This is a genomic window from Mycobacterium sp. RTGN6, assembly GCF_033804605.1.
Classification (GTDB): domain Bacteria; phylum Actinomycetota; class Actinomycetes; order Mycobacteriales; family Mycobacteriaceae; genus Mycobacterium.
Genome location: NZ_JAPZKZ010000015.1, coordinates 87,704 through 107,920, shown reverse-complemented (window position 1 = coordinate 107,920; position 20,217 = coordinate 87,704). Strand labels below are relative to the sequence as shown.

General features: G+C 66.5%; 22 protein-coding genes. 8 read left to right on the top strand and 14 right to left on the bottom strand.

The window, feature by feature from the left end; all coding sequences use genetic code 11:
• Positions 1–3 precede the first annotated feature (3 nt).
• From SLQ33_RS30460 to SLQ33_RS30430, 7 genes are all read right to left on the bottom strand, one after another.
• On the bottom strand, positions 4–759 hold the full coding sequence (locus tag SLQ33_RS30460; protein WP_319457652.1) for a sterol desaturase family protein: 756 nt from the start codon (positions 757–759) through the stop codon (positions 4–6).
• Positions 760–769: 10 nt separating this feature from the next.
• Complete coding sequence (locus tag SLQ33_RS30455) at positions 770–1,369, bottom strand: helix-turn-helix domain-containing protein (RefSeq protein ID WP_319457651.1); 600 nt, start codon at positions 1,367–1,369, stop codon at positions 770–772.
• A 103-nt stretch (positions 1,370–1,472) separates the two neighbouring features.
• Positions 1,473–2,120: an MBL fold metallo-hydrolase gene (locus SLQ33_RS30450; protein WP_319457650.1), complete on the bottom strand. Its 648-nt coding sequence runs from the start codon at positions 2,118–2,120 to the stop codon at positions 1,473–1,475.
• A 94-nt stretch (positions 2,121–2,214) separates the two neighbouring features.
• A complete protein-coding gene (locus SLQ33_RS30445) occupies positions 2,215–2,997 on the bottom strand; it encodes a GntR family transcriptional regulator (RefSeq protein ID WP_319457649.1) in 783 nt (260 codons plus the stop codon).
• A 64-nt stretch (positions 2,998–3,061) separates the two neighbouring features.
• Complete coding sequence (gene fabG, locus SLQ33_RS30440; protein WP_319457648.1) at positions 3,062–3,841, bottom strand: 3-oxoacyl-ACP reductase FabG; 780 nt, start codon at positions 3,839–3,841, stop codon at positions 3,062–3,064.
• Between the two features lie 28 nt (positions 3,842–3,869).
• Positions 3,870–4,862, bottom strand: a complete 993-nt coding sequence (locus SLQ33_RS30435; RefSeq protein WP_319457647.1) for a phosphotransferase enzyme family protein — start codon at positions 4,860–4,862, stop codon at positions 3,870–3,872.
• Complete coding sequence (locus SLQ33_RS30430) at positions 4,862–6,139, bottom strand: aspartate aminotransferase family protein (RefSeq protein WP_319457646.1); 1,278 nt, start codon at positions 6,137–6,139, stop codon at positions 4,862–4,864. Before SLQ33_RS30430 ends, SLQ33_RS30435 begins: the two co-directional genes overlap by 1 nt.
• Before the next feature lie 196 nt (positions 6,140–6,335).
• Here SLQ33_RS30430 and SLQ33_RS30425 point away from each other — a divergent pair, with 196 nt between their 5' ends.
• Genes SLQ33_RS30425 through SLQ33_RS30405 form a run of 5 tightly spaced genes read left to right on the top strand, consistent with a single transcriptional unit; the run spans position 6,336 to position 12,590 of the window.
• The gene (locus SLQ33_RS30425) at positions 6,336–7,880 is read left to right on the top strand and encodes an APC family permease (RefSeq protein ID WP_319457645.1); all 1,545 of its coding nucleotides are present in this window, start codon (positions 6,336–6,338) and stop codon (positions 7,878–7,880) included.
• A 27-nt stretch (positions 7,881–7,907) separates the two neighbouring features.
• Positions 7,908–10,145 carry a propanediol/glycerol family dehydratase large subunit gene (locus tag SLQ33_RS30420; RefSeq protein ID WP_319457644.1) on the top strand — a complete coding sequence of 746 codons (2,238 nt, stop codon included), beginning with the start codon at positions 7,908–7,910 and terminating at the stop codon, positions 10,143–10,145.
• Positions 10,142–10,477, top strand: a complete 336-nt coding sequence (locus tag SLQ33_RS30415) for a diol dehydratase small subunit (RefSeq protein WP_319457643.1) — start codon at positions 10,142–10,144, stop codon at positions 10,475–10,477. Before SLQ33_RS30420 ends, SLQ33_RS30415 begins: the two co-directional genes overlap by 4 nt.
• Positions 10,474–12,195, top strand: a complete 1,722-nt coding sequence (locus SLQ33_RS30410; RefSeq protein ID WP_319457642.1) for a diol dehydratase reactivase ATPase-like domain-containing protein — start codon at positions 10,474–10,476, stop codon at positions 12,193–12,195. The genes SLQ33_RS30415 and SLQ33_RS30410 overlap by 4 nt, the downstream gene beginning before the upstream one ends.
• A gap of 35 nt (positions 12,196–12,230) precedes the next feature.
• Positions 12,231–12,590 carry a hemophore-related protein gene (locus SLQ33_RS30405; protein ID WP_319457641.1) on the top strand — a complete coding sequence of 120 codons (360 nt, stop codon included), beginning with the start codon at positions 12,231–12,233 and terminating at the stop codon, positions 12,588–12,590.
• Here SLQ33_RS30405 and SLQ33_RS30400 read toward each other — a convergent pair.
• From SLQ33_RS30400 to SLQ33_RS30385, 4 genes are all read right to left on the bottom strand, one after another.
• Positions 12,584–13,744 carry a HAMP domain-containing sensor histidine kinase gene (locus tag SLQ33_RS30400; RefSeq protein WP_319457640.1) on the bottom strand — a complete coding sequence of 387 codons (1,161 nt, stop codon included), beginning with the start codon at positions 13,742–13,744 and terminating at the stop codon, positions 12,584–12,586. The genes SLQ33_RS30405 and SLQ33_RS30400 overlap by 7 nt on opposite strands.
• A 2-nt stretch (positions 13,745–13,746) precedes the next feature.
• Positions 13,747–14,403, bottom strand: a complete 657-nt coding sequence (locus SLQ33_RS30395) for a response regulator transcription factor (protein WP_319457639.1) — start codon at positions 14,401–14,403, stop codon at positions 13,747–13,749.
• Positions 14,404–14,500: 97 nt separating this feature from the next.
• Positions 14,501–14,806 carry a hypothetical protein gene (locus SLQ33_RS30390; RefSeq protein WP_319457638.1) on the bottom strand — a complete coding sequence of 102 codons (306 nt, stop codon included), beginning with the start codon at positions 14,804–14,806 and terminating at the stop codon, positions 14,501–14,503.
• A gap of 151 nt (positions 14,807–14,957) precedes the next feature.
• A complete protein-coding gene (locus tag SLQ33_RS30385; protein WP_319457637.1) occupies positions 14,958–16,463 on the bottom strand; it encodes an amino acid permease in 1,506 nt (501 codons plus the stop codon).
• Positions 16,464–16,573: 110 nt separating this feature from the next.
• Between SLQ33_RS30385 and SLQ33_RS30380 the strand changes: the two genes are divergently transcribed.
• The gene (locus SLQ33_RS30380; protein WP_319457636.1) at positions 16,574–17,152 is read left to right on the top strand and encodes a helix-turn-helix domain-containing protein; all 579 of its coding nucleotides are present in this window, start codon (positions 16,574–16,576) and stop codon (positions 17,150–17,152) included.
• Here SLQ33_RS30380 and SLQ33_RS30375 read toward each other — a convergent pair.
• The gene (locus SLQ33_RS30375) at positions 17,149–17,568 is read right to left on the bottom strand and encodes an FCD domain-containing protein (RefSeq protein WP_319457635.1); all 420 of its coding nucleotides are present in this window, start codon (positions 17,566–17,568) and stop codon (positions 17,149–17,151) included. The two genes, SLQ33_RS30380 and SLQ33_RS30375, sit on opposite strands and share 4 nt — an antisense overlap.
• Positions 17,569–17,683: 115 nt before the next feature.
• Here SLQ33_RS30375 and SLQ33_RS30370 point away from each other — a divergent pair, with 115 nt between their 5' ends.
• On the top strand, positions 17,684–18,379 hold the full coding sequence (locus tag SLQ33_RS30370; protein WP_319457634.1) for a FadR/GntR family transcriptional regulator: 696 nt from the start codon (positions 17,684–17,686) through the stop codon (positions 18,377–18,379).
• On the opposite strand, the gene SLQ33_RS30365 is transcribed toward SLQ33_RS30370, so the two are convergent.
• Together SLQ33_RS30365 and SLQ33_RS30360 are read right to left on the bottom strand one after the other, a co-directional pair.
• Positions 18,376–19,452, bottom strand: coding sequence for an ATP-dependent DNA ligase (locus SLQ33_RS30365; RefSeq protein ID WP_319457633.1), 1,077 nt, complete (start codon positions 19,450–19,452; stop codon positions 18,376–18,378). The genes SLQ33_RS30370 and SLQ33_RS30365 overlap by 4 nt on opposite strands.
• A 22-nt stretch (positions 19,453–19,474) precedes the next feature.
• Positions 19,475–19,708, bottom strand: coding sequence for a hypothetical protein (locus tag SLQ33_RS30360; RefSeq protein ID WP_319457632.1), 234 nt, complete (start codon positions 19,706–19,708; stop codon positions 19,475–19,477).
• Positions 19,709–19,779: 71 nt separating this feature from the next.
• Here SLQ33_RS30360 and SLQ33_RS30355 point away from each other — a divergent pair, with 71 nt between their 5' ends.
• Positions 19,780–20,100, top strand: a complete 321-nt coding sequence (locus SLQ33_RS30355) for a hypothetical protein (RefSeq protein WP_319457631.1) — start codon at positions 19,780–19,782, stop codon at positions 20,098–20,100.
• Positions 20,101–20,217: the final 117 nt, after the last annotated feature.

Below are 20,217 nucleotides of genomic sequence, written 5' to 3'. Positions count from 1 at the left end.
AATCTAGCGGCTGATCAACTCAGACTCGACGCCGATCGGATTCTTGTACGTTCCAAAGAACTTGTCGCCGAAGCTCATGACCACCGACAGGTTGGTCGGCTGCTTCTCGGTGTGGTGCAGTTCGTGCCCGGACGCTGGCGGCAGCAGCCAGCGCGGGTAGAACCGGACGTCATAGCCGCAGTGCGTGACCACCATGGCCGTCGTGTTCGCGACCGCGTAGGCCACCATCACCATCGGGTGTACTCCGAGCACCAGTGGCGGGACGTAGAGGCAGAGCATCACCATCAGACCTTCGACGGGATGGACGACGAAGTTGGTCCAAATGGTCAGGGGTGAATCGACCTGGTGGTGCTTGTAGTGCACGTATTTGAAGACGAACTTGCTGCCGTGTTCCAGTCGATGCCACCAGTAGGTGAGGAACTCGCCGATCACCATGAAGAGCGCAACCTGTACGGCGAAGGTCACCAATGTCGGTGCAGCGCTCGGCACGTCGAGTGACCACGGGTGGAACTTGGCGTTCAGCACCAGCAGCAGCGCCGCAGAGCCGACGTATGTCGACATCACGCGCAGTCCGTCCCGCCACGCGGTTGCAGCCGGGATCTTGTGGAAGACGGCGACGTCCAGAATCGAGAAGAACACTCCGGTCACCAGCACCACCGCGACCACGACGGGCAGGAAGTATAGCGGGAATGCGAAGAACCCCACGCGTAATTCAGTGAGCAACCAATTCCAAATCGGCTGCAGTGCTGACTGATTCATGGGTTCACTCCTATTCGCCGGACGTCTCTGCGAGCAGAATCCGCTGCGCGGCAGTGCGTAGCTCGCCGATGCATTGCTCGATGTCGATGTCGCCGACGCTCAGCAGCGCCAGGTCTGCGAAGAACACGCGGCCGAGCAGCGTCATCGAGGCCTCCAGGCCTGCCGGCAACTCGTCGGCAGCCCCAGCGGTCAGCGCCTGGAACATGCCGCGCACGCCGAGGCGGAATTCGTCGGCGACGGGGCCGAGCGCCAGCACCGAGGTCATGGTGGCTCGCACCATCGGCAGGTCGGAAGCGGCCTCGCGAACCACTTGCTCGATGGCGACGTCGATCGCGTTGGCGGGCCCTGCGGCGGCGATGGCGGAGGGGATGCGGCTGGCGAGTTCGTGTCCCCACGCCAGCGCGGCATCACAGACGACGTGCTCCTTGGACGCGAAGTACCGGTACATCGTCGCCCTCGACACCCCGGCCGTCGCTGCGATGAGTTCCATCCCGACCGTCTCGTGTCCCTGGTCGTGAATCAGCTGGCGGGCCGCCTCCAGGATCCGCGTGCGGACGTCGCGTTGGCGCGCGTCGAGCGTGCGACGAATCGTCACGGTCGATGCACTCATGGGTTCGTCCTTCGGATGCGGGCTCATGTCGACACCCTAGCTGGAACAGTAGGTGACACATGTGTATCACGTGCTGTTTCGGGAAGGCAAGCCCTGCCGCTAGTCAGGCTGCTGCGTCGGCTAACCGCGCCCGCGCCTGGGCTACGCAGTCCGACCAGTGCAGCCGGCCCGGCACGTGCACGGCCGTGTCGCCCGGGAACGCACTCGAGATCACCAGGTCGGGCCGCAGCGGAGCCAGGAGTTGCAGGCTCTGCGCGAGCGGGCCCGCGTCACTGATGGGCGGAATGTAGCCGGCCACCCAGTCGCCGTCGGTGCCGAGCATGATGGTGTCGCCGGTGTACAGGTACGTCTGACCGTTGGCGCCCGGCACCAGGTAGCAGGTGCTGCCGGGGGAGTGGCCGGGCGTCGGGATCACCTCGATGCCGTTGGAGTCGACGTGGCGGCTGGCGAGCGGAACGTCGACGTGCGCGTGTTGGCCGATCTCGAGGAGTTCCACCGCAGGCGCGTGCAGCCGCGCCCCGAAGCGCTCCCGGATGCGGGCCAGCATCGGTCCCGCTTCGTCGCGGTGTGAAAGATATTGGTGTGCAACACCTCCCAGCTGATCGAGTTCGTCGAACTCGGCGTCGGTCTGGGTGCCGTAGAACAGCACGTTGCCGTTCGGGCCGCCGGTCCAGAGGTATGCGTGGGTGGTGAGCCCTGGGTATGGAGTATCGACGCGGGTCTCCCAGAGATCGGATCGGATCAGTCGCATGGTGGTCGTCCTTCGATCGGTTGACACCACCCTCGAACATGAACCTCACTTGAGGTCAAGACGTTTTTCTCGGACGTCCTGAGCTCGACCGTCCTCAGCTCGCCTTCGGTCCGGCTTCCTGGCGCTGCAGGGCCACCGATGCCTTGTCCGCCGACGACTGGACGCCTCGACCGTGCCCCTTCACCGTGACGGCCAGGCACGTGCGGTCGCCGCGGAACAGGTCGCGGGAGAACTCGCACGGCTTCTCGTGTTGGTCGTAGGCGATGCGGGTGATCAGCAGTAGGGCCGAACGCTGTTTGATGCCCAACAGCGTGGCTTCCTCCGGAGTGGCGTTCACCGCTTCGATGCGTTCGTCCGCACGTGACGTGACGAGACCGTAGTGGGTCTCCAGGATCTCGTAGATGGATCCTCCGAGTTGTTGCTCGAGCAACCCGGGAAAGGCGTCGGCGGGGAACTGGGCCAACTCCAGCGAGATGGGCGACCCGTCTGCCAGCCGCACGCGCTGAATCTCGACGACGAAGTCGTCCGCGCCGAGGTGCAGGGCCTGTTGCGTGGTGCGGTCGGCGGTGGTGATCTTCGTGGACAACACGCGAGTGCCCGCCACGTAGCCCTGACTGGCGAGGAACGCGGGCACGCCGACGACGTCGGACAAGCTGCGCTGCACCTGGACGTGGCTGATGAAGATGCCGCCCGCACGGCCGATCACTCGGTTGACGAGGCCGGCCTCCTCGAGGGCCGCCAGCACCTGGCGAAGGCTGGACCGGCTGGTGCCGTACCGCTCGGCCAGGTCACGTTCGCTGCCGAGTTTCGCACCGGGGGCGCCGGCGTTGATGTCGGCGACGATCCGGCGTCGCAGTTCCTCGGATGGCGTCGGCACCTGCCCCCCTGCCCATGAGATTTGGTACGACCAATTCTAGTCGATGCCCACGGTCTCGCGCTTCCTACATGTCGGCTATCGCCGCCTGGGACTCCGGCAGAATCTGCCCGCCGTCCACCACCAAGGATTGGCCCGTGATGTAGGCCGCCTCGTCGGTGGCGAAGAACAGCGCGGCGTTGCCGATGTCCGCGACGCTACCGAGCTTCCCCGCAGGCACGGCGGCGGCCATTTGGTCCATGTATTCCTGGCCCATTTCGACCAGTCCTTCGGTGATGATGTTGCCCGGCAGCACGGCGTTGACGGTGATCTTCTTGGGCGCCAACTCCATTGCTGCGGTGCGCAGGAAGCCGAGTTGGGCCGCCTTGCTGGCGCCGTAGTGCGACCACCCCGGGTAGCCGGTGATCGGCCCCGTGATCGACGACGTGATCACGACCCGGCCGTGTCCGCTGGCCGCGAGCGCCGAGAGCGCGGCCTGCACGATGAAGACGGTGCCCTTGAAGTTGACGCCGATCACCTGCTCGATGTCCTCGGGGGTCAGGTCTTCGAGTCGGCCCGACGGGAAGATGCCTGCGTTGGCGCACACGATGTCGAGTCCGCCGTGCCGTTCGACCGCTGCGGCGACCGCGCGACGGCAGTCGTCCGGGCTCGTCACGTCGGCCGCGAACCCGCTGACTGTGCCTGCCGTGCCGGCCAGTTCAGCGACGGCGGTGTCGATGTCGGCCTGGTTGCGCCCGGTGACGACGACGTTCACGCCTGCGTTGGCGAACGTCTCCGCGATTCCGCGGCCGATGCCCTTGCTTCCCCCGGTGACGATGGCGGAACGGCCCTGCAGTGAACTGAACATCGTGGGTGTCGCCTTTCGGTGGTGAGGGTCAGGCCAGCCGTCGGCCGTCGAAGGTGAGGTAGCGCTCGGCGAGCGCACAACTGCCTTCGGCGTAGCTGACCGACATGGCCTGCGATTCCTTGGAGTGACTGTGAGAACCCATCCAAGCAAGCAACAGCATCCGGCGCAGAAGTACGAACGAGGGCAGCATCGCCTCGTCGGCGGCGGGCAGCGGCCTGCGGGTGCGATAGCCCGCCGCCCACGCGTCCTGCCATTCCGGTACGGCTGGATCGTCCTCGAAGAACGACACCGCAGTGCCGAAATCGTAGAAGTACCAACCGAAGCCGCAGTCGTCGAAGTCAATGACCGTGATGGTCGGGCCGTCGACCAGAAGGTTGGCCAGCCGGAGATCGGCATGAACGAGGCCGAAGACCTCCGGCCCGGTGCCGTACTCGTTCAAGCGTCGCTCGAGCAGTCGGCAGGCTCGGTCGAGCACGTTCCGCTCCCGGTCGCCGACGCCGACGGCGTCCTCCCACCGCCCCCAGCGCGGCTGATCACCCAGGCTGTGCTGCCAATCCCAGGAGAATCGAGCGAACCCTGGCGGGCGGGTCCAGGCCCGCGAATGGTCGTGCAGCGCCGCGGTGATCCGGCCCAGCGTGTGGAATTCCGCGACGGTCAGTGTCTTCTCGTCGGGTTCGGTTCCCGCGACCATGTCGAAGTGCACGACGTGGCGCTCCGTTCCGTCGTGGTCCACCGTCACGACGCGACGACCGTCGCGCGTGGGGAGCACGGTCGGCACAGTGACGTCGCCGTCGTGTCGGAGCGCGTCAATCCAGTCGAGCTCGGAGGAGATCTCCTGGGGCCGGTGGTAGTCCTTGCGGTGCACGCGCAGGATCGAACGCGTGCCGGTCTCGGCGTCCTCCACGGCGTAGGTGGCGTTCTCCGAGAGGTTCAACAGCCGAAGCGTCGAACTGGGCGCCAAATCGTAGAAGGCGAGGGCGCGTTCGGCGACCTCGACATCGTCCGCGACGAAGGCGTCCATCAGTGCTTGCCGGATCCGCTCGCCGTCCTGGCCTTGCCCACCGCAGTGTCGAGCCGGTCCAGCACTTCCTCGCACAGCTCCTGGGTGAGCAGCAGACCCGGTTTGAACTGCAGCACACGGGGATCCAGTGTCGAGAAGATCGCCCACACCCCGTTCTCGTAGAGCTCGCGCATCACGAACTTGGCGCCCTCGGGGTGGTCGAACTCGAGGCCGATCACGACGCCGTTCTGCCGGATCCCGACGAACCAGTCCGGGTAGTCGGCCCGAATGCGGGCGAGTCCCTCGGCGAAGAAGTCGGCGATGCGGTGTACCGACTCCCGGACCTCGGGTCGGGTGGTGATCTCGAGCGTCTTGATCGCGGCGACGCAGCCGAGTTCGGCGCCACCGAACGTCGAGATGTGGGCGAACCCGTCCTGATCGAGCCACTGCGCGGCCCGGTCGCCGAGCATCGCCGCGGTGATCGGGTACATCCCACCGGACAACCCCTTGCCCGCGACCATGATGTCCGGTTCGATGCCGTGCTTGGTGATTCCCCACAATTCCCCGGTGCGCATCAATCCAGTCTGCACCTCGTCGGCGATGTAGAGCGCGTCGTAGCGGACGCAGAGGTCCTTGACAGCCTCGAGATAACCCGTTGGCGGAAGCGGGAATCCGTACGTTGCGGGGATCGTCTCCATGATGACCGCGGCGACGTCCCCGCCCCGCAACGCCACGTCCATGGCGTCGACGTCACCGAACGGGACGTGCACGAACTCGTCGGGGCGATCGGAGAGGAACAACTTGGAGAAGCGGTCGTCGCCGGTGGCCACCGCCAGGCCCGTGTGGCCGTGGTAGGCCTTGACGATCGAGACGATCTTTCGGCGCTGGGTGGCGTGCCTGGCACTCTTGAGCGCGATGTCGATGGCTTCGCCGCCGCCGGAACCGAAGGCCACCTTGGTGATCGACGCCGGCGCCGACTCGACCAGTCGCTGCGCCAGCGCCGTGCGAGCGACCGACGGGAAGTGGTGGTTGCCGACGTCGAAGTAGGCCATACCGTCGATGAGTGCCTGCATGATTTCGGGGTTGCGGTGCCCGAGGTTGTACGTGCCACCGTTGAGGTGCATGTCGATCAGACGCTTGCCGCTCATGTCCCACAGGAAGTAGCCCTCCCTGCGGTCGATGACGAGGTCGACGCCGGCGTCGGTCCAGAACTGCGTCTTGTCCGGATTCCAGAACTTCTTCGCCAGCTCCAGCACCTGCGCCTTGGACTCGAACGAGAATGTGCCGTAGTCGTACAACGGAGCTCCCTGCCTTGAACGCGCCGCAGTCTTCGTCGGGCCGCGACCCGCTCACCCTAAAAAGGTCCAACCATTTATGTCAATTCTTGCCTGCAGCGGTTGCGCTGGCTATTTGGTAGTGCCAATATACGAAAGTTCGCGATGTGGGATGGACCACACCGGACCCCTACCGTTCGCCGGAAAGGTATCCCCGCAGATGACCGACAAAGTCTTGTCTCGCGAAGAGAACACTGAAAACACTGGTGACTCAGTCCAACGGCTCAAGCGCAACGCCATCGGGACCCTTGCCGTCATCTTCATGGCCGTGGCCACCGCCGCGCCCATCACGGCAATGGTCGGCAACGTGCCCATCGCCGTCGGGTTCGGAAATGGTTCGCATGCGCCTGCGGGTTACCTCTTCGCCACGGTGGTGCTGGGCCTGTTCGCAATCGGCTACGCAACCATGGCCAAGCACATCACTGCCACGGGCGCGTTCTACGGCTACATCTCGCACGGACTCGGCCGTGTCGTCGGGATGGCCAGCGGCCTGATCATCACGATGGCCTACGTCGTGTTCGAGGGTTCGCTGATCGGCATCTTCGCGTACTTCTTCCGGGACTTCGCGGCGACGCAGTTCCAGCTCGACGTACCCTGGCTGATTCCCGCGATCCTGATGCTGGTGCTGAACTGTGTGCTCACCTACTTCGACGTGAACCTGGCGGCCAAGGTGCTGGGCGTCTTCCTCATCACCGAGATCTTCATGCTGTCGCTCGGCGCCCTGGCCGTACTGTTCCGGGGCGGCGGCCCGGACGGCTTCGCGGTAGCCGAGACGCTCAACCCGGTGGGCGCATTCACGCCTGCGGCAGGTATCGCTGGAGCGAGCGCCGGGATCGGGCTCTTCTTCGCGTTCTGGTCGTGGGTCGGCTTCGAGTCGACGGCGATGTACGGCGAGGAGTCCAAGGACCCGAAGCGAATCATCCCGCGCGCCACCATGATCAGCGTGCTCGGCGTTGGCATCTTCTACGTGTTCATCTCGTGGATGGCCATCGCGGGCACGGGGCCGCAGAAGTCCGTTGAGTTGGCGCAGGATTCGGCAACGGCGGGCAACATCTTCTTCGATCCGGTGCAGGCTACCTACGGTAGCTGGGCCGTGACGCTGTTCAAGCTGCTGCTGGTGACGGGATCGTTCGCGTGCGGCATGGCCTTTCACAACTGTGCGTCCAGATACCTGTACGCCATGAGTCGGGAAGGCCTGTCGGCGGGGCTGCAGAAGACGCTCGGTGCGACGCACCACAAGCACGGCTCGCCCCACGTCGCGTCGTTCGTTCAGACCGGCATCACGCTAGTGCTTGTCCTGGCGTTCTTCTTCGCGGGCATGGATCCGTACATCCACCTGTACGGACTGCTGGCGATCCTTGGCACCATGGCCATTCTGGTGGTGCAGTCGCTCTGCGCCTTCGCGGTGATCGCGTACTTCCACTTCCACAAGTTCCACCCGTCCAGCGCGCACTGGTTCAAGACGTTCCTGGCGCCGCTGCTCGGCGGCATCGGCATGCTGTACGTGGTGTACCTGCTGTGGGTGCACAAGGACACCGCCGCCGGCGCCGCTTCGGGCACGCTGTTGTTCAAGCTGACGCCGTGGATCGTGGTGGGGCTGTTCGTGTTCGGGGCCGCAATGGCGCTGTACTTCAAGTTCCGTGACCCGCGGCGGTACGAACTCATCGGCCGGGTCCTGTACGAGGACGCCGAGGTTCGCGACTGATTCGATCGACGAGGGAGGCCTCTGAACGTGGATGAGCTAGGCCGGTTTCGCGTACTCAATGCGAAGCCGGTCAACCTCGACGGATTCAGTGTCGCGAACCCAGACCTCGGCCTGGTCGCGATGCGCAGCCCCTTTGACCCCTCCCCGTCGCTGACCATTCGCGACGGGGAGGTCGTCGAACTCGATGGAAAGCCGGCCGACGAGTTCGACGTGATCGACGAGTTCATCGCCCGGTACGGCATCGACCTCGTCGCCGCCGACGAGGCGATGGCGCTCGACGATACGGCGTTGGCCCGCATGGCCGTTGACGTCAACGTGTCGCGTGCGGAGGTGGTGCGGCTCATCGGCGGCACCACCCCGGCCAAGCTCGCCAGGGTCATCGCCGTGATGTCCCCGGTCGAGATGCAGATGGCAATGTCCAAGATGCGAGCGCGGCGCACGCCGAGCAACCAGGCGCACGTCACCAACCAGCTCGACGATCCGCTGCTCGTCGCCGCCGACGCGGCCAGCGCGGTCGCGTACGGGTTCCGGGAGGTCGAGACGACGGTGCCCGTGCTTGGCGATGCACCGTCGAATGCCGTTGCGCTGTTGATCGGTAGCCAGGTGGGTACGCCGGGAGCCATGGCGCAGTGCTCGATCGAGGAGGCCCTCGAGCTGCGGCTTGGGCTGCGCGGGCTGACCAGCTACGCCGAGACGATCTCCATCTACGGCACCGAGCAGGTCTTCACCGACGGCGACGACACCCCGTTCAGCAAGGCGATTCTGACGTCGGCCTATGCGTCCCGCGGGCTGAAGATGCGGGTCACCAGCGGCGGCGGCGCCGAGGTGCTCATGGGGGCCGCCGAGAAGTGCTCGATCCTGTACCTGGAGTCGCGATGCGTCTCGCTGGCCAGGGCGCTGGGCTCGCAAGGGGTGCAGAACGGCGGTATCGACGGCGTCGGCGTGGTGGCCTCGGTGCCCGAGGGCATGAAGGAGTTGCTCGCCGAGAACCTCATGGTGATGATGCGCGACCTCGAGTCATGCGCGGGCAACGACAACCTCATTTCGGAGTCCGACATCCGGCGGAGCGCCCACACGCTGCCGGTGCTGCTCGCGGGCGCCGACTTCATCTTCTCCGGCTTCGGGTCGATCCCGCGCTACGACAACGCGTTTGCGCTGTCCAACTTCAACTCCGACGACATGGACGACTTCCTCGTGCTGCAACGCGACTGGGGCGCCGACGGCGGTCTGCGCACGGTGTCGCCCGAACACCTCGCCGCCGTTCGCCGCCGAGCGGCCAAAGCGGTCCAGGCCGTGTACCGCGACCTCGGGCTGGCCGACTACGACGACGCACGTGTCGATGAGGTGGTGGCAGCCAACGGATCCCGCGACCTGTCGGCGGGGCACCCCAAGATGGTCGCGGAGGCGGCGGCCTCGATCGAGGCCAAACAGCTGACGGTGTTCGACGTGATCGCGTCGCTGCAGCGCACGGGTTACGACGCTGAGGCTGCCGCGATCATGCGGTTGACCCGCGAACGGCTGCGTGGCGACCAGCTGCAGACGTCGGCCATCTTCGACGAAGAGTTCCGCGTGCTCTCGAAGCTGACCGACCCCAACGACTATGCCGGTCCTGGCACGGGATACGCGCTGACGGACCAGCGCCGGGCTGAGCTCGACGGCATCCGCCAGGCCCGCACCGTCGCCGAGTTGACTGCCGACCAGGCCGAGCACCAAGGCCACGTCACCGTCACCGACGTCGAACCCGCGCGCCAGGGCAGCGACCCCCGTGAGGTCTGCATCGGACTGTCCCCGGCCTGGGGGCGCAGCGTCTGGCTCACCCTGTGCGGGCTGACCGTTGGCGAGGTGCTGCGGCAGCTCTCCGCAGGCCTCGAGGAAGAGGGCTGCGTGCCCCGGTTGGTGCGGGTGCGATCCACCATCGACGTCGGACTGATCGGGCTGACGGCCGCGCGGCTGTCGGGCTCCGGCATCGGAATCGGGTTGCAGGGCAAGGGCACGTCGTTGATACACCGGCGCGACCTGGCTCCGCTGGCGAACCTGGAGCTGTTCAGCGTCGCGCCGTTGCTGAACGCCAAGATGTACCGCGAGCTCGGCAAGAATGCGGCCAGGCACGCGAAGGGGATGGCGCCGGTCCCGATCTTCACCGGAGGCACCGACGAGTCGATCTCCGCGCGGTACCACGCCAGGGCGGTCGCGCTCGTCGCGCTGGAACGCGAGGCCTGCGGACCTGGCCAGCCACCCGTCACCGTCGAAGTAGAGCGGCCATGACCGACGACAGGTTCACCGTCGAGAACGCCGTCGACGGCAAGCTCGGGTTGTCGGACCTGCGCATGGATCCGGCGGCGCTGGCACACCAGGCCGCCGTCGCGGAGCAGGGCGGTAACCCGCAACTGGCCGAAAACTTCCTGCGGGCAGCCGAATTGGCGATCATCGACGACGAGGAGGTGATGGGCTTGTATGAGGCGCTGCGCCCGCACCGCTCGACCGCCGCGCAGCTGGAGGAACTCCGGGCGTCATTGGAGGCGCGCGGCGCGGGCCGGTGCGCGGAGCTGGTGGCCCACGCGGCCGTCGTCTATGCCAGGCGGGGTCTGTTGCGTTGAGCGCGTGCGTCGTGGCGGGCATCGACGTCGGCAACCACACCACGGAGCTAGTGCTGGCGCGAGTGAGCGACGGCAACGTTGCGACGCTCGCGCACGGCCAGGCCCCGACCCGCGGGCGCAAGGGTTCCGCCGAGTCGCTCAAGGGCGCGGCCGCGCTACTGCACAGGATCGAGGTAGACGCCGGCGTCGCGGCCGACGAGCTGCTGCTGTCGGCGTTACGGCCGGTCGACACCGCAACCGCGCCCATCCCACCCGCGTCGTCACCGCGCTCGCCCGTCCGGAGCCTGCGCAGACCCGAGGCGAGCACTCCGGCGGGCTCGGGATATGGAGTGGGGCAACATGTCCCGCTGTCCGCGCTCGGTGGTGACGTAGCGGTCGGACCCGTCATCGTCTCCGTCGACGGCTCCTGCGACTTCGAGGTGGCGGCAAGCGGGATTTCGAGCGCGGTGCAACGCGGCTGGCAAGTGGTCGGGGTGATCGCCGCGCAGGACGACGCGGTGTTGATCCGCAACCGCATCCCCGTCGACGTCCCAGTGGTCGACGAGGCCGACGTCGACGGCCTCGAACCCGGGGCGTTGGTGGCGGTGGAGGTGGTCGAGGAGGGCCGGTCCTATCGCGCGATGGCCGATCCGATCGCGCTGACGGCGGCGTTGCAGCTGCCGCCCGACGAGATCGCCGACGTCGCCGAGTTCTGCCGTGAGCTCGCTGACTCCGCGGCGATTGCGGTCACGCGCCGGACCGGGCCGCCGGAGCCCCCAGCGACTGACGACGACTACGTCGACTGCCTGGTCGACGGGGCGGCGGTGCGGTACTCACCGGCGCAGGCGCACTCGGTGCTACGACTCGCCCCGCCGGGGTCAGTCGAGCGTGTCCGGCTACGCGCGATACCAACTGCCGAACACGGGATCGCCGTGGAGGACGCATTTTTCACCGATTTGGCGTCGATCGACAGCGGGGCATGGCTGCGGCGTGGAATCGCCGATGCAAACGGCACCGTCGTCGCAATACTTGCGGCCGACGAGGTCTCCGACGCCGCCGCCACGCTCACCGCGTTGACTGGCCGGCCGACGCGGACGCTGGCCACCGAGTCGCAAGCCGCCGCATGGGGCGCCCGCACCACGCCCGGCCTTCCGCAGGATTCCATGGTGTGCGACATCGGCGGCGGCACCATCGACCTGATCGGCACCGAGCGCACCGTGGTGGCGGCCGGGGCGGGGGAGTCGATCACCATCGCCGTGGCGCGCGTGCTCGGAATACCCCGTGCGCTCGCCGAAACGGTCAAGCGGACTCCAGCCGTGCGGGTCGAGGGACCGCACGTCGCGCACGAGGAGGACGGCCGCCGGGTGTTCCTGGACTCGCCGGCGTCGTCGGACGCGATCGGCAGACTCTGCACCAGAGGGGCCGCCGGACTGGTGCCGTTCTCCAGCAGGCTGGCGGCCGAGGAGTGGCGCAGTCTGCGGCTCGCGATCAAACAGGAGACCGTCGCGGCCAACATCGCGCGGTGCCTGCGAGACTTCGACCGGGCGCCAACCGCTTTGGTGCTCGCGGGTGGCGGTGCGCTGGACGACGAACTGATGCGCACCGTCGGCGAGGCACTGCGCACGGTGCCCGTCGTCGTCGGGCGGGCCAACATCGAAGGAAGGCACGGCCCGCGGTTCGCCGTGGCCAGCGGTCTGGTGCACCTATACGCGACCGGCGGTCGGCCCACAGTTCCCTAGCGCCGACCAAACGCGCGGATTGATGAACTGTGCGCATGAAGTCGCCTCTGCTCCTCGGCCTGACCATGCTCGCTCTGACGGTGGTGCCGCAGGCTGCCGCGGAACCCGGTGACGGCCCACTCATCGCGACGACGTGCAGCTACGCGCAATTCGAGTCCGCGTTGAAGGTGCAGGCGCCCAACTTGGCGGCTGAGCTCGCCTCGCGTCCCGCGGCGCAGGCCAAGTTGCAGGAGCTCATCGATTTGCCGGTGGACCAGCGCAAGCAGCGGCTGAAGGACGTGCTCGACCGTAACCCTCAGTGGCGCAGTGCGATCGAGGAGAAGCGCAACACGCCGGAGGGGCAGGAGAAGGTCGCGATGCTGGCCCGGATCGCCGAGACCTGTCACGACTACTGACGGGCAGGCAGGCTCACCACCACCTCGAGGCCGCCCTCGGGTCGCGCGGTGGCCTGCACGTCGCCGCCGTGCGCGGTCGCGATGGATCGCACGATGGACAGGCCGAGCCCGGTGCCACCACCTCCCGACACCGGCTGGTGGCCGAGTCGACGGAATGGCTCGAACAAGGCGCCCACGTCGCCGGGCGACACAGGAGGTCCGGAGTTTTGCACGACCAATCTGGCCACGTCGCCGACCCGTGCGACGTGCACGTGCACCCAACCGTGCTCAGTGACGTTGTAGCGCACTGCGTTGTCGACGAGGTTCTGCGCCAACCGGTCGAGCAGCACCGGATCACCCTGTACGTCAACGTGATTCAGGTCCGTCGAGAAGGTGATCCCGGCCTGCTTCGCAGCGGGGTCGGACGTCGTCAACGCGCGCTGAGCCGATTGCGCCAGGTCGACGCGGACGTTGGTCTCCAGCCGTTGGGCACTCCCGGCGAGCATCAGGAGGCCGTCGATGAGGCGTTCCTGGCGCTGGTTGACGGCCAGCAGCGTCTCCCCGAGCTTGCGGGTGGATTCCTGAGTGTCGGGATCGTCGAGCGCGACTTCGATCAAGGTGCGATTGATCGCCAACGGCGTTCGGAGTTCGTGGGAGGCGTTGGCCACGAAGCGGCGTTGACCGTCGAACGCGCGGTCGAGGCGCTCGAGCATCGCGTCGAACGTATCGGCCAGTACCTTGATCTCGTCGTTGGGGCCGGTGAGCGCGATCCGCTCGTGCAGGTTCCGATCGGCGACCCGGCGGGCCGTAGCGGTCACGTCCTGCAACGGTTGCAGCGCGCGCCCGGCGAGCAGCCAGCCGAATCCGCCCGCGGCCACCCCGATCGCGACGAGCGAGACAAGCGACCAGGTCAACATCGACTGAAGCGTTTCGCGGCGATCCTGTTCGGCCTGCGCGGAAATGGCGGTCGCCAGACGTTCCAGAACCGGCATGCCGCGTAGCCCACGTTCCCCGGCGAACTGCTGTACCAGGGCGGGTATTCCGCTGCCCGGTCGATGCTCGAGCGACTGCTGGAGATAGAAGTAGGTGACCGCGACGAGGAGCGCGCCAGCGATGAAGAACGCGCCGGCGTACAGGATGGTGAGCCGGGTGCGGATGGTGGATCTGCGCCACACGTTCACGAGATGCGATACCCCGCTCCGGGTTCGGTCTCGATCAGGGGCGGGTCGCCGAGCCTGCGGCGGACCATCATGATGGTGTAGCGGACGACGCCGGTGAACGGGTCGATGTGCTCGTCCCAGGCCTTCTCCAACAGGTGCTCGGCGGACACTACTCCGCCGTCGGCCAGCATCAGTTCCAAGAGCACCGCAAATTCCTTGCGGGTCAACGGTATCGGCACGCCATCACGGGTGACTGTCTGGCGATGTTGGTCGAGTCGGATGCCGCGTCGCTCGAGTACCGGTGGGGTGGCCGGCCGTGACCGCCGGGCCAGCGCTTGAACCCGGGCCACTAGTTCGGCGAATGCGAAGGGCTTGCTGAGGTAGTCGTCGGCGCCGAGGCCCAGTCCGGCGACGCGATCCGTTATGGCGGTGGCCGCCGTCAGCATCAGGATGCGGGTCGTGGTCTCGGACGCAGTGACGTGCGCGCACACCTGGTCGCCGGAAACGGCGGGCAGCTGGCGGTCGAGCACCACCACGTCATAGTCGTTGACGCTGGTGTATTCCAACGCCATTGCGCCGTCGTAGACCACGTCGACGGCCATGGCGTGGCGGCGCAAGCCGGCGGCGATCGCGTCGGCCAGGAGCTTCTCGTCCTCGACCACTAGAACTCGCATCTGACCATGGTGCCTGCCGGTGGCGTTTGACGCGCGTGAGGACCGGAGGGGAAGCGGGGGATGCCGCGCCGAGAGGGACGCAGCATCCCCCACGGTTCTAGAAGAGGCCGGGCCCCGGCAGCCCCCAGCCAACGCCAGGCAGCACGCCCAGCCCCGACCCCGGTCCGCCGACGCCGCCGAGGCCGATGCCTGGCAGGCCGAATCCGGCGCCGGGCAGCAGCCCCAAGCCGGACGCGGGCCCGCCGAACCCGCCAAGGCCAAGGCCGGGCAGGATGCCCGGTCCTGGCGCACCCCATCCGATGCCCGGATCGGCGGACGCGACGCCGCCGGGGACGGCGATGATCGCGGCTGCGCCCAGCGCCGCCGCTGCCGCCCGGCGGATTGCCACGTGTTTGATTGTCATGTTGTGCTCCATTCCTCTGCGGATCCCGACGACGACCATGGTGCAAGTCCGGCCGTTTGGGTGCCGTGAGGACGCGATGCTCAACTGCGCCAACGCTTGAACCCCGCGGCGCAGTCGCCACGGGGTTCAACCGTTTGGTGAAGCTTGGTGCTCAGTCCTGGTGTTCCTTGGCTTCCTTGGCGTCCTTCTCCAGGAACTCGTCCATCAGCGGGGTTTCGGCGATGACGGGGTAGTTGCCGGTGTATCCGACGCGTTCTTGTGCCATCTCCATCACTCTGCCGCGCACGGCGTACCAGCCGATGACGAGGGCGGGCACGATGACGAGCAGTGCGACGAGGTTCCAGTAGTTCTCCCAGCACATCAGTGCGGTGACGGCGAAGAGGAACACCAGGGTGGCGTAGCTGGTGTAGGGAGTACCGAACAGTTGGAAGGAGGGGCGGGCCAAGATGCCCTTCTTCGACCAGCGGTAGAGCTGGATCTGGCAGATCACGATGGTGGCCCAGGACGCGATGATGCCCAGCGCGGACAGGTCCAGCGCGATGTTGAAGGCCTCCGACGGCACGACCAGGTTGAGGAAGACGCCGACGACGGTGAAGCAAGCGGTCAGCGCGATACCGGCAAACGGCACACCGCGTTTGGTCATCTTGGAGGTGAATTGTGGTGCGCTGCCGTTCATCGACATGGAGCGCAGGATGCGGCCAGTCGAGTACAGCCCTGCATTCAGGCTGGACAGCGCGGCGGTGAGCACCACGAAGTTCATGATGTCGCCGGCGGCGGGCACGCCGATGCTGGAGAAGAAGGTGACGAACGGGCTGGTGCCTTGCTTGTAGGCGGTGTACGGCAGCAGCAGGGCCAGCAGGATCAGTGATCCGACGTAGAACACCGCGATGCGGAAGACCACCGAGTTGATGGCCTTGGGCATGACCTTGGCGGGTTCGGCGGTTTCGCCTGCTGCGGTGCCGACCAGTTCGACTGCGGCGTAGGCGAAGATGACGCCGGAGGTGATGATGACCAGTTGCAGGATTCCGGTGGGCAGGATGCCGCCGTTGTCGGCGATGACCGACGGGCCGGTGGTCGCGCCAGCCACGGTGAAGCGGCCCGCCAGGAACACGATGCCGACCACCAGGAACGTCACCAGTGCGACGACCTTGATGAGCGCGGCCCAGAACTCCATCTCGCCGAACACCTTGACCGAGATCATGTTCACGGTCAGCGTGATCAGCAGCGCGATGAGCGCGATGGTCCACTGCGGTATCGCCTCGAACGCTCCCCAGTAGTGCATGTAGAGCGCGATGGCGGTGACGTCGACGATCGAGGTGCACGCCCAGTTGAAGAAGTACATCCAGCCCGCGACGTAAGCGGCCTTCTCGCCGAGGAATTCACGAGCGTAGGACACGAACGATCCCGAGGATGGCCGGTGCAACACCAGCTCGCCCAGCGCACGGAGAATGAAGAACACGAAGACACCGCAGACGGCGTAGACGATGAAAAGGCCTGGCCCAGCGGAGTGCAACCGACCACCGGCACCCATGAACAAGCCGGTGCCGATCGCCCCACCGATGGCGATCATCTGCAACTGGCGCGGTTTGAGGCCCTTGTCGTAGCCCTCTTCTTCGTGAGCCAGCGCCGACGTGTCGTACGCCACGGAGTCTGACATGCGGTTCTCCAAACATTAGCAGTCATCAAACATTTGATGACATCGGATGTTTGGTAGGCTAAGGGCGATGGGCACCGGATGGAAGCCGAAGAACGTTAAGAGTGCGTAACGTGGCGCAGGTTCAGGATGAGCTGCGCAGTCCGACCGTGCGCGTCGGCCGGGTGGTACGACGGCTGCGCCGGGTAAACGGTTTGACCCTCGCGCAACTGAGCGAGCGCAGCGGCCTGTCGGTCCCGTTCCTCTCACAAATCGAGAACGACCGTGCCACACCGTCTTTGCAGTCGCTGTCCCTCATCGCTCAGGCACTCGACTGCCGAGACACCGACCTTCTGGATGCCGCGCGTGAGAACAGTGTCGTGGAGGTCAGCCGGGCTGATCATCAGCGCCTGGGGTCGGTGCGGGAGCTGGGGCGGGAAGGCGGTGCGGTCCGCGTCGCCGAGTACGTGGGCATGAATGGCGTGCCCGATGGGTGGTGCTCAAGTCGCCACGACACCGTCATCTACGTCGTCAGCGGACAGTTGTCGGTCAGCTCTGCGGTCCCCGCTGGGGCCGAGACGAGCCACGAACTTCACCCCGGCGACCGTCTGCTGTGTGGAGCCGGCACGTCCTATCGCTGTGACGCGGGCAGTGCCGACTCGGTGTTCGTGGTGATCGCACTCGACGATCGATGCCCGACGCCGACGACCTAACGTCCGACCGCGTGCCTGCCGACGAGCATTAGGTGCGTCGACATCGCGGAGTGAGCGCGGTCCGCATCGAAGTCAGCGATGCCCGACACCACCTGCCACAACGACCGCTCGGCATCGACACGGCGGTCCCAGAGTTGCGCCATCAACACGTCGCTGCACCCGTCGTCGTCGATCTTGTGCCACAGCTCGAGCACGACCGATTCGTAGAGACCGTTGTGGGCGGCCTCGCAGATCGTGAGGTACGCCGACGCCATCAGCGACGACCAGACGGACGCTCCGGATTCTGATCCGGCCGCGTCGAGTAGCACGCGGAGCGATCGAATGTCCTCGCCAGTGGCGCCGCGGGCGGCGTCCGCCGCGCAGAGTGCCGCGAGCTGACACCAGGCGCCCACCAGGGCGTCATGGTCAATCGACACATCATGTTGACTGACTGTATGGCTGTCTGACAGGTCCATATGTGAATAGTGCCCCGTACACCCGAGGTCGGCAACTCGAAACGGCAGTTCACAGGTTCTGAGGTAGCATCGGCCCATGAGCCTGTCGGACAGCTGGACTGATCGTCAGCCGAATTTCGCCCGGGTCGGGGCGGCGGAGGCGGTGCTCGCCGACCTGCGCGCATCCATCGATCGCGGCGAGCTGCCAGTTGGCACCAAGTTGCCGGCCGAAGCAGCGCTGGCGGCCCGCTACAGCGTCAGCCGATCCGTGATCCGTGAGGCGCTGCGCACCACCACCGCGTTGGGACTCACCGCCACCCACACCGGCAAGGGCACCTTCATCGTCTCCGACAAGGCCAACGCCGAAACCTTGCTGGGGCAGTACTCGGTCCACGAACTGCGGGAAGCGCGCCCGCACATCGAAGTGCCCGGCGCCGGGCTGGCTGCGCTCCGCCGAACCTCCGAACAGTTGGACCACCTGTGGGCACTGATCAATGCGATGGACGTCGTGCTCGATCCCACCGAGTGGGTCCGCCTGGACGGTGAGCTTCACCTCGCGATCGCCCGGGCGAGCGGCAACCGCGTGTTTGGTGCCGTGGTCGCCGAAATGCGTCAAACCCTCACCGAGCAGTCCAGGCTGCTCAACACAGTGCCCAAGCGGCGAGAGGCCAACGGAGTCGAACACCGCGCGATCGTCAAGGCCATCGCCGACGGATCGCAGACCGACGCGGCCGCCGCGATGGCTGCTCACCTCGCCATCGTCGACTCCGTGGTGAACGACCTCATCAACTAGATGGGTTGGCCCCCGAGGCCGGGCACGATGTCGCCAAGGCTGAATGTCAGCGGCTGCTCGAGCTGTGCGTAGGTGCACGAGCGTGGTTCGCGGTCGGGCCGCCAGCGGTTGAATTGCGCTGTGTGACGGAACCTTTCACCTTCCATGTGGTCGTAGCGGACCTCGACCACCCGCTCGGGGCGCAGCGGGACGAACGACAAGTCCTTGCCGCCGTTCCAGCGGGAGCCCTCGTTGCGACGCGGGGTGCGGTCTCCCGACATGTGCGCCGCCCAGTTCCACGGATGTTCGTCGAAAGTTGTTATGAGCGACTGCAATTCGGCGAACAGCTCCCGCCGCGTCGCCATCGGGAACGCACCGATGACGCCGACCGATGCGAGTGTGCCGTCATCGGAGAACAGTCCGAGCAGCAGCGAGCCGATCGCGTCGTCGCCCGACTTGTGGACCCGATAGCCCGCGACCACGCAGTCGGCAGTCCGAACGTGCTTGATCTTGAACATGACTCGCTTGTCCGGCTGGTAAGTCACGGTCAGCGGCTTGGCGACGACGCCGTCGAGGCCGGCGCCCTCGAATTCGTCGAACCAGCGCTCCGCTGTGGCGAGCTCGGTGGTCGCGGGCGTGACGTGGATCGTGGGGCCAGACGTGGCCAATGCCTCGACGAGCGCTGCGCGACGTTCGTGGAAGGGCCGTCCCGTGAAGTCGTCGTCACCGAGGGCGAGCAGGTCGAACGCGATGAAGGAGGCCGGCGTCTTGTCGGCGAGCATCCGCACCCGCGAATCGGCCGGGTGGATGCGCTGCTGCAGCGCCTCGAAGTCCAAGCCGTGCGCTCCGGCGATGACGATCTCGCCGTCGACGACGCAGCGCCGCGGAAGTTCCGCGGTGACCGCCGCGACCAGTTCGGGGAAGTACCGGGTCAGCGGGCGTTCGTTGCGGCTGCCGAGCTCGACCTCAGCGCCGTCGCGAAAGCAGATCGACCGGAAGCCGTCCCACTTCGGTTCATAGGAGGCATCGGGCGGGATCGTTGGAACCGACTTGGCCAACATCGGCGACACTGGCGGCATGACGGGCAGCTTCATTGCCTCATTGTGGCCCCGAAAACTACGTGCAAGCACCGGCCTCTCTGCCAGCGCGCAACACGAAAAAGCTTGGAAAGTACTCGCCCATCCGTTCGCGCGCGTCGAACTCTTCAAGGAATCCGTTGACACACAGGCCTTCAGCCGACAGGCCGCCGATGATCTGTTCGAGGCTATGCCCGAATTCCAGTGGCGCGTCGCGTCCGAAGAGAGTCAGCCGTTCTTCCTCAGGCAACGACGCCAGATCGGAGTACGGCACCTTGTGCCTTACCTCGAGCCGGCCGGCTGTCTGAGCCGCCCCCCAACAGCGAAAACACCGGCAATTCCGCGGTGGCCACCAACGGTGCCCAGGCAGACGCCGGCACTACCGGCATCGACAACGACGGCAACAGCGCCTTCGCCGATGGTGTCGATTCCGTCGCGGTGGCCGGGGGCTTTTTCACTTCCGCCGATCCCGACAACAACGACGGCAACACCGCGACGGCCATCAACCAGGGGGTCGCGCTGGCCGGTGCTGACGGCGACAACAACACCGGCAACACCGCGTTCGCGGCCGGGGCGGGCAGCCAGGCTTCGGCTGGCAGTGACGGAGACAATCAGGACGGATTCACGGCTGTCGCCACCGCCGGTGTTCCCGTGGTCGTGCCATAACGCCAGCGCGCGTGTCGGTTAGTCATGAATCGAGACGCTCCACGCCCAACGCCGGGTTGCAGTGAGTGCGGTGCTTTCCGGCGCCCCGATGACATTGCCCCGGCCCACGGGTCTACG

Bases quoted from the DNA above. Each gene is read 5' to 3' on its own strand.
- SLQ33_RS30460 (WP_319457652.1), bottom strand. From the start codon at position 759: ATGAATCAGTCAGCACTGCAGCCGATTTGGAATTGGTTGCTCACTGAA.
- SLQ33_RS30455 (WP_319457651.1), bottom strand. From the start codon at position 1,369: ATGAGTGCATCGACCGTGACGATTCGTCGCACGCTCGACGCGCGCCAA.
- SLQ33_RS30450 (WP_319457650.1), bottom strand. From the start codon at position 2,120: ATGCGACTGATCCGATCCGATCTCTGGGAGACCCGCGTCGATACTCCA.
- fabG (WP_319457648.1), bottom strand. From the start codon at position 3,841: ATGTTCAGTTCACTGCAGGGCCGTTCCGCCATCGTCACCGGGGGAAGC.
- SLQ33_RS30435 (WP_319457647.1), bottom strand. From the start codon at position 4,862: ATGGACGCCTTCGTCGCGGACGATGTCGAGGTCGCCGAACGCGCCCTC.
- SLQ33_RS30425 (WP_319457645.1), top strand. From the start codon at position 6,336: ATGACCGACAAAGTCTTGTCTCGCGAAGAGAACACTGAAAACACTGGT.
- SLQ33_RS30415 (WP_319457643.1), top strand. From the start codon at position 10,142: ATGACCGACGACAGGTTCACCGTCGAGAACGCCGTCGACGGCAAGCTC.
- SLQ33_RS30405 (WP_319457641.1), top strand. From the start codon at position 12,231: ATGAAGTCGCCTCTGCTCCTCGGCCTGACCATGCTCGCTCTGACGGTG.
- SLQ33_RS30395 (WP_319457639.1), bottom strand. From the start codon at position 14,403: ATGCGAGTTCTAGTGGTCGAGGACGAGAAGCTCCTGGCCGACGCGATC.
- SLQ33_RS30390 (WP_319457638.1), bottom strand. From the start codon at position 14,806: ATGACAATCAAACACGTGGCAATCCGCCGGGCGGCAGCGGCGGCGCTG.
- SLQ33_RS30385 (WP_319457637.1), bottom strand. From the start codon at position 16,463: ATGTCAGACTCCGTGGCGTACGACACGTCGGCGCTGGCTCACGAAGAA.
- SLQ33_RS30370 (WP_319457634.1), top strand. From the start codon at position 17,684: ATGAGCCTGTCGGACAGCTGGACTGATCGTCAGCCGAATTTCGCCCGG.
- SLQ33_RS30365 (WP_319457633.1), bottom strand. From the start codon at position 19,452: ATGAAGCTGCCCGTCATGCCGCCAGTGTCGCCGATGTTGGCCAAGTCG.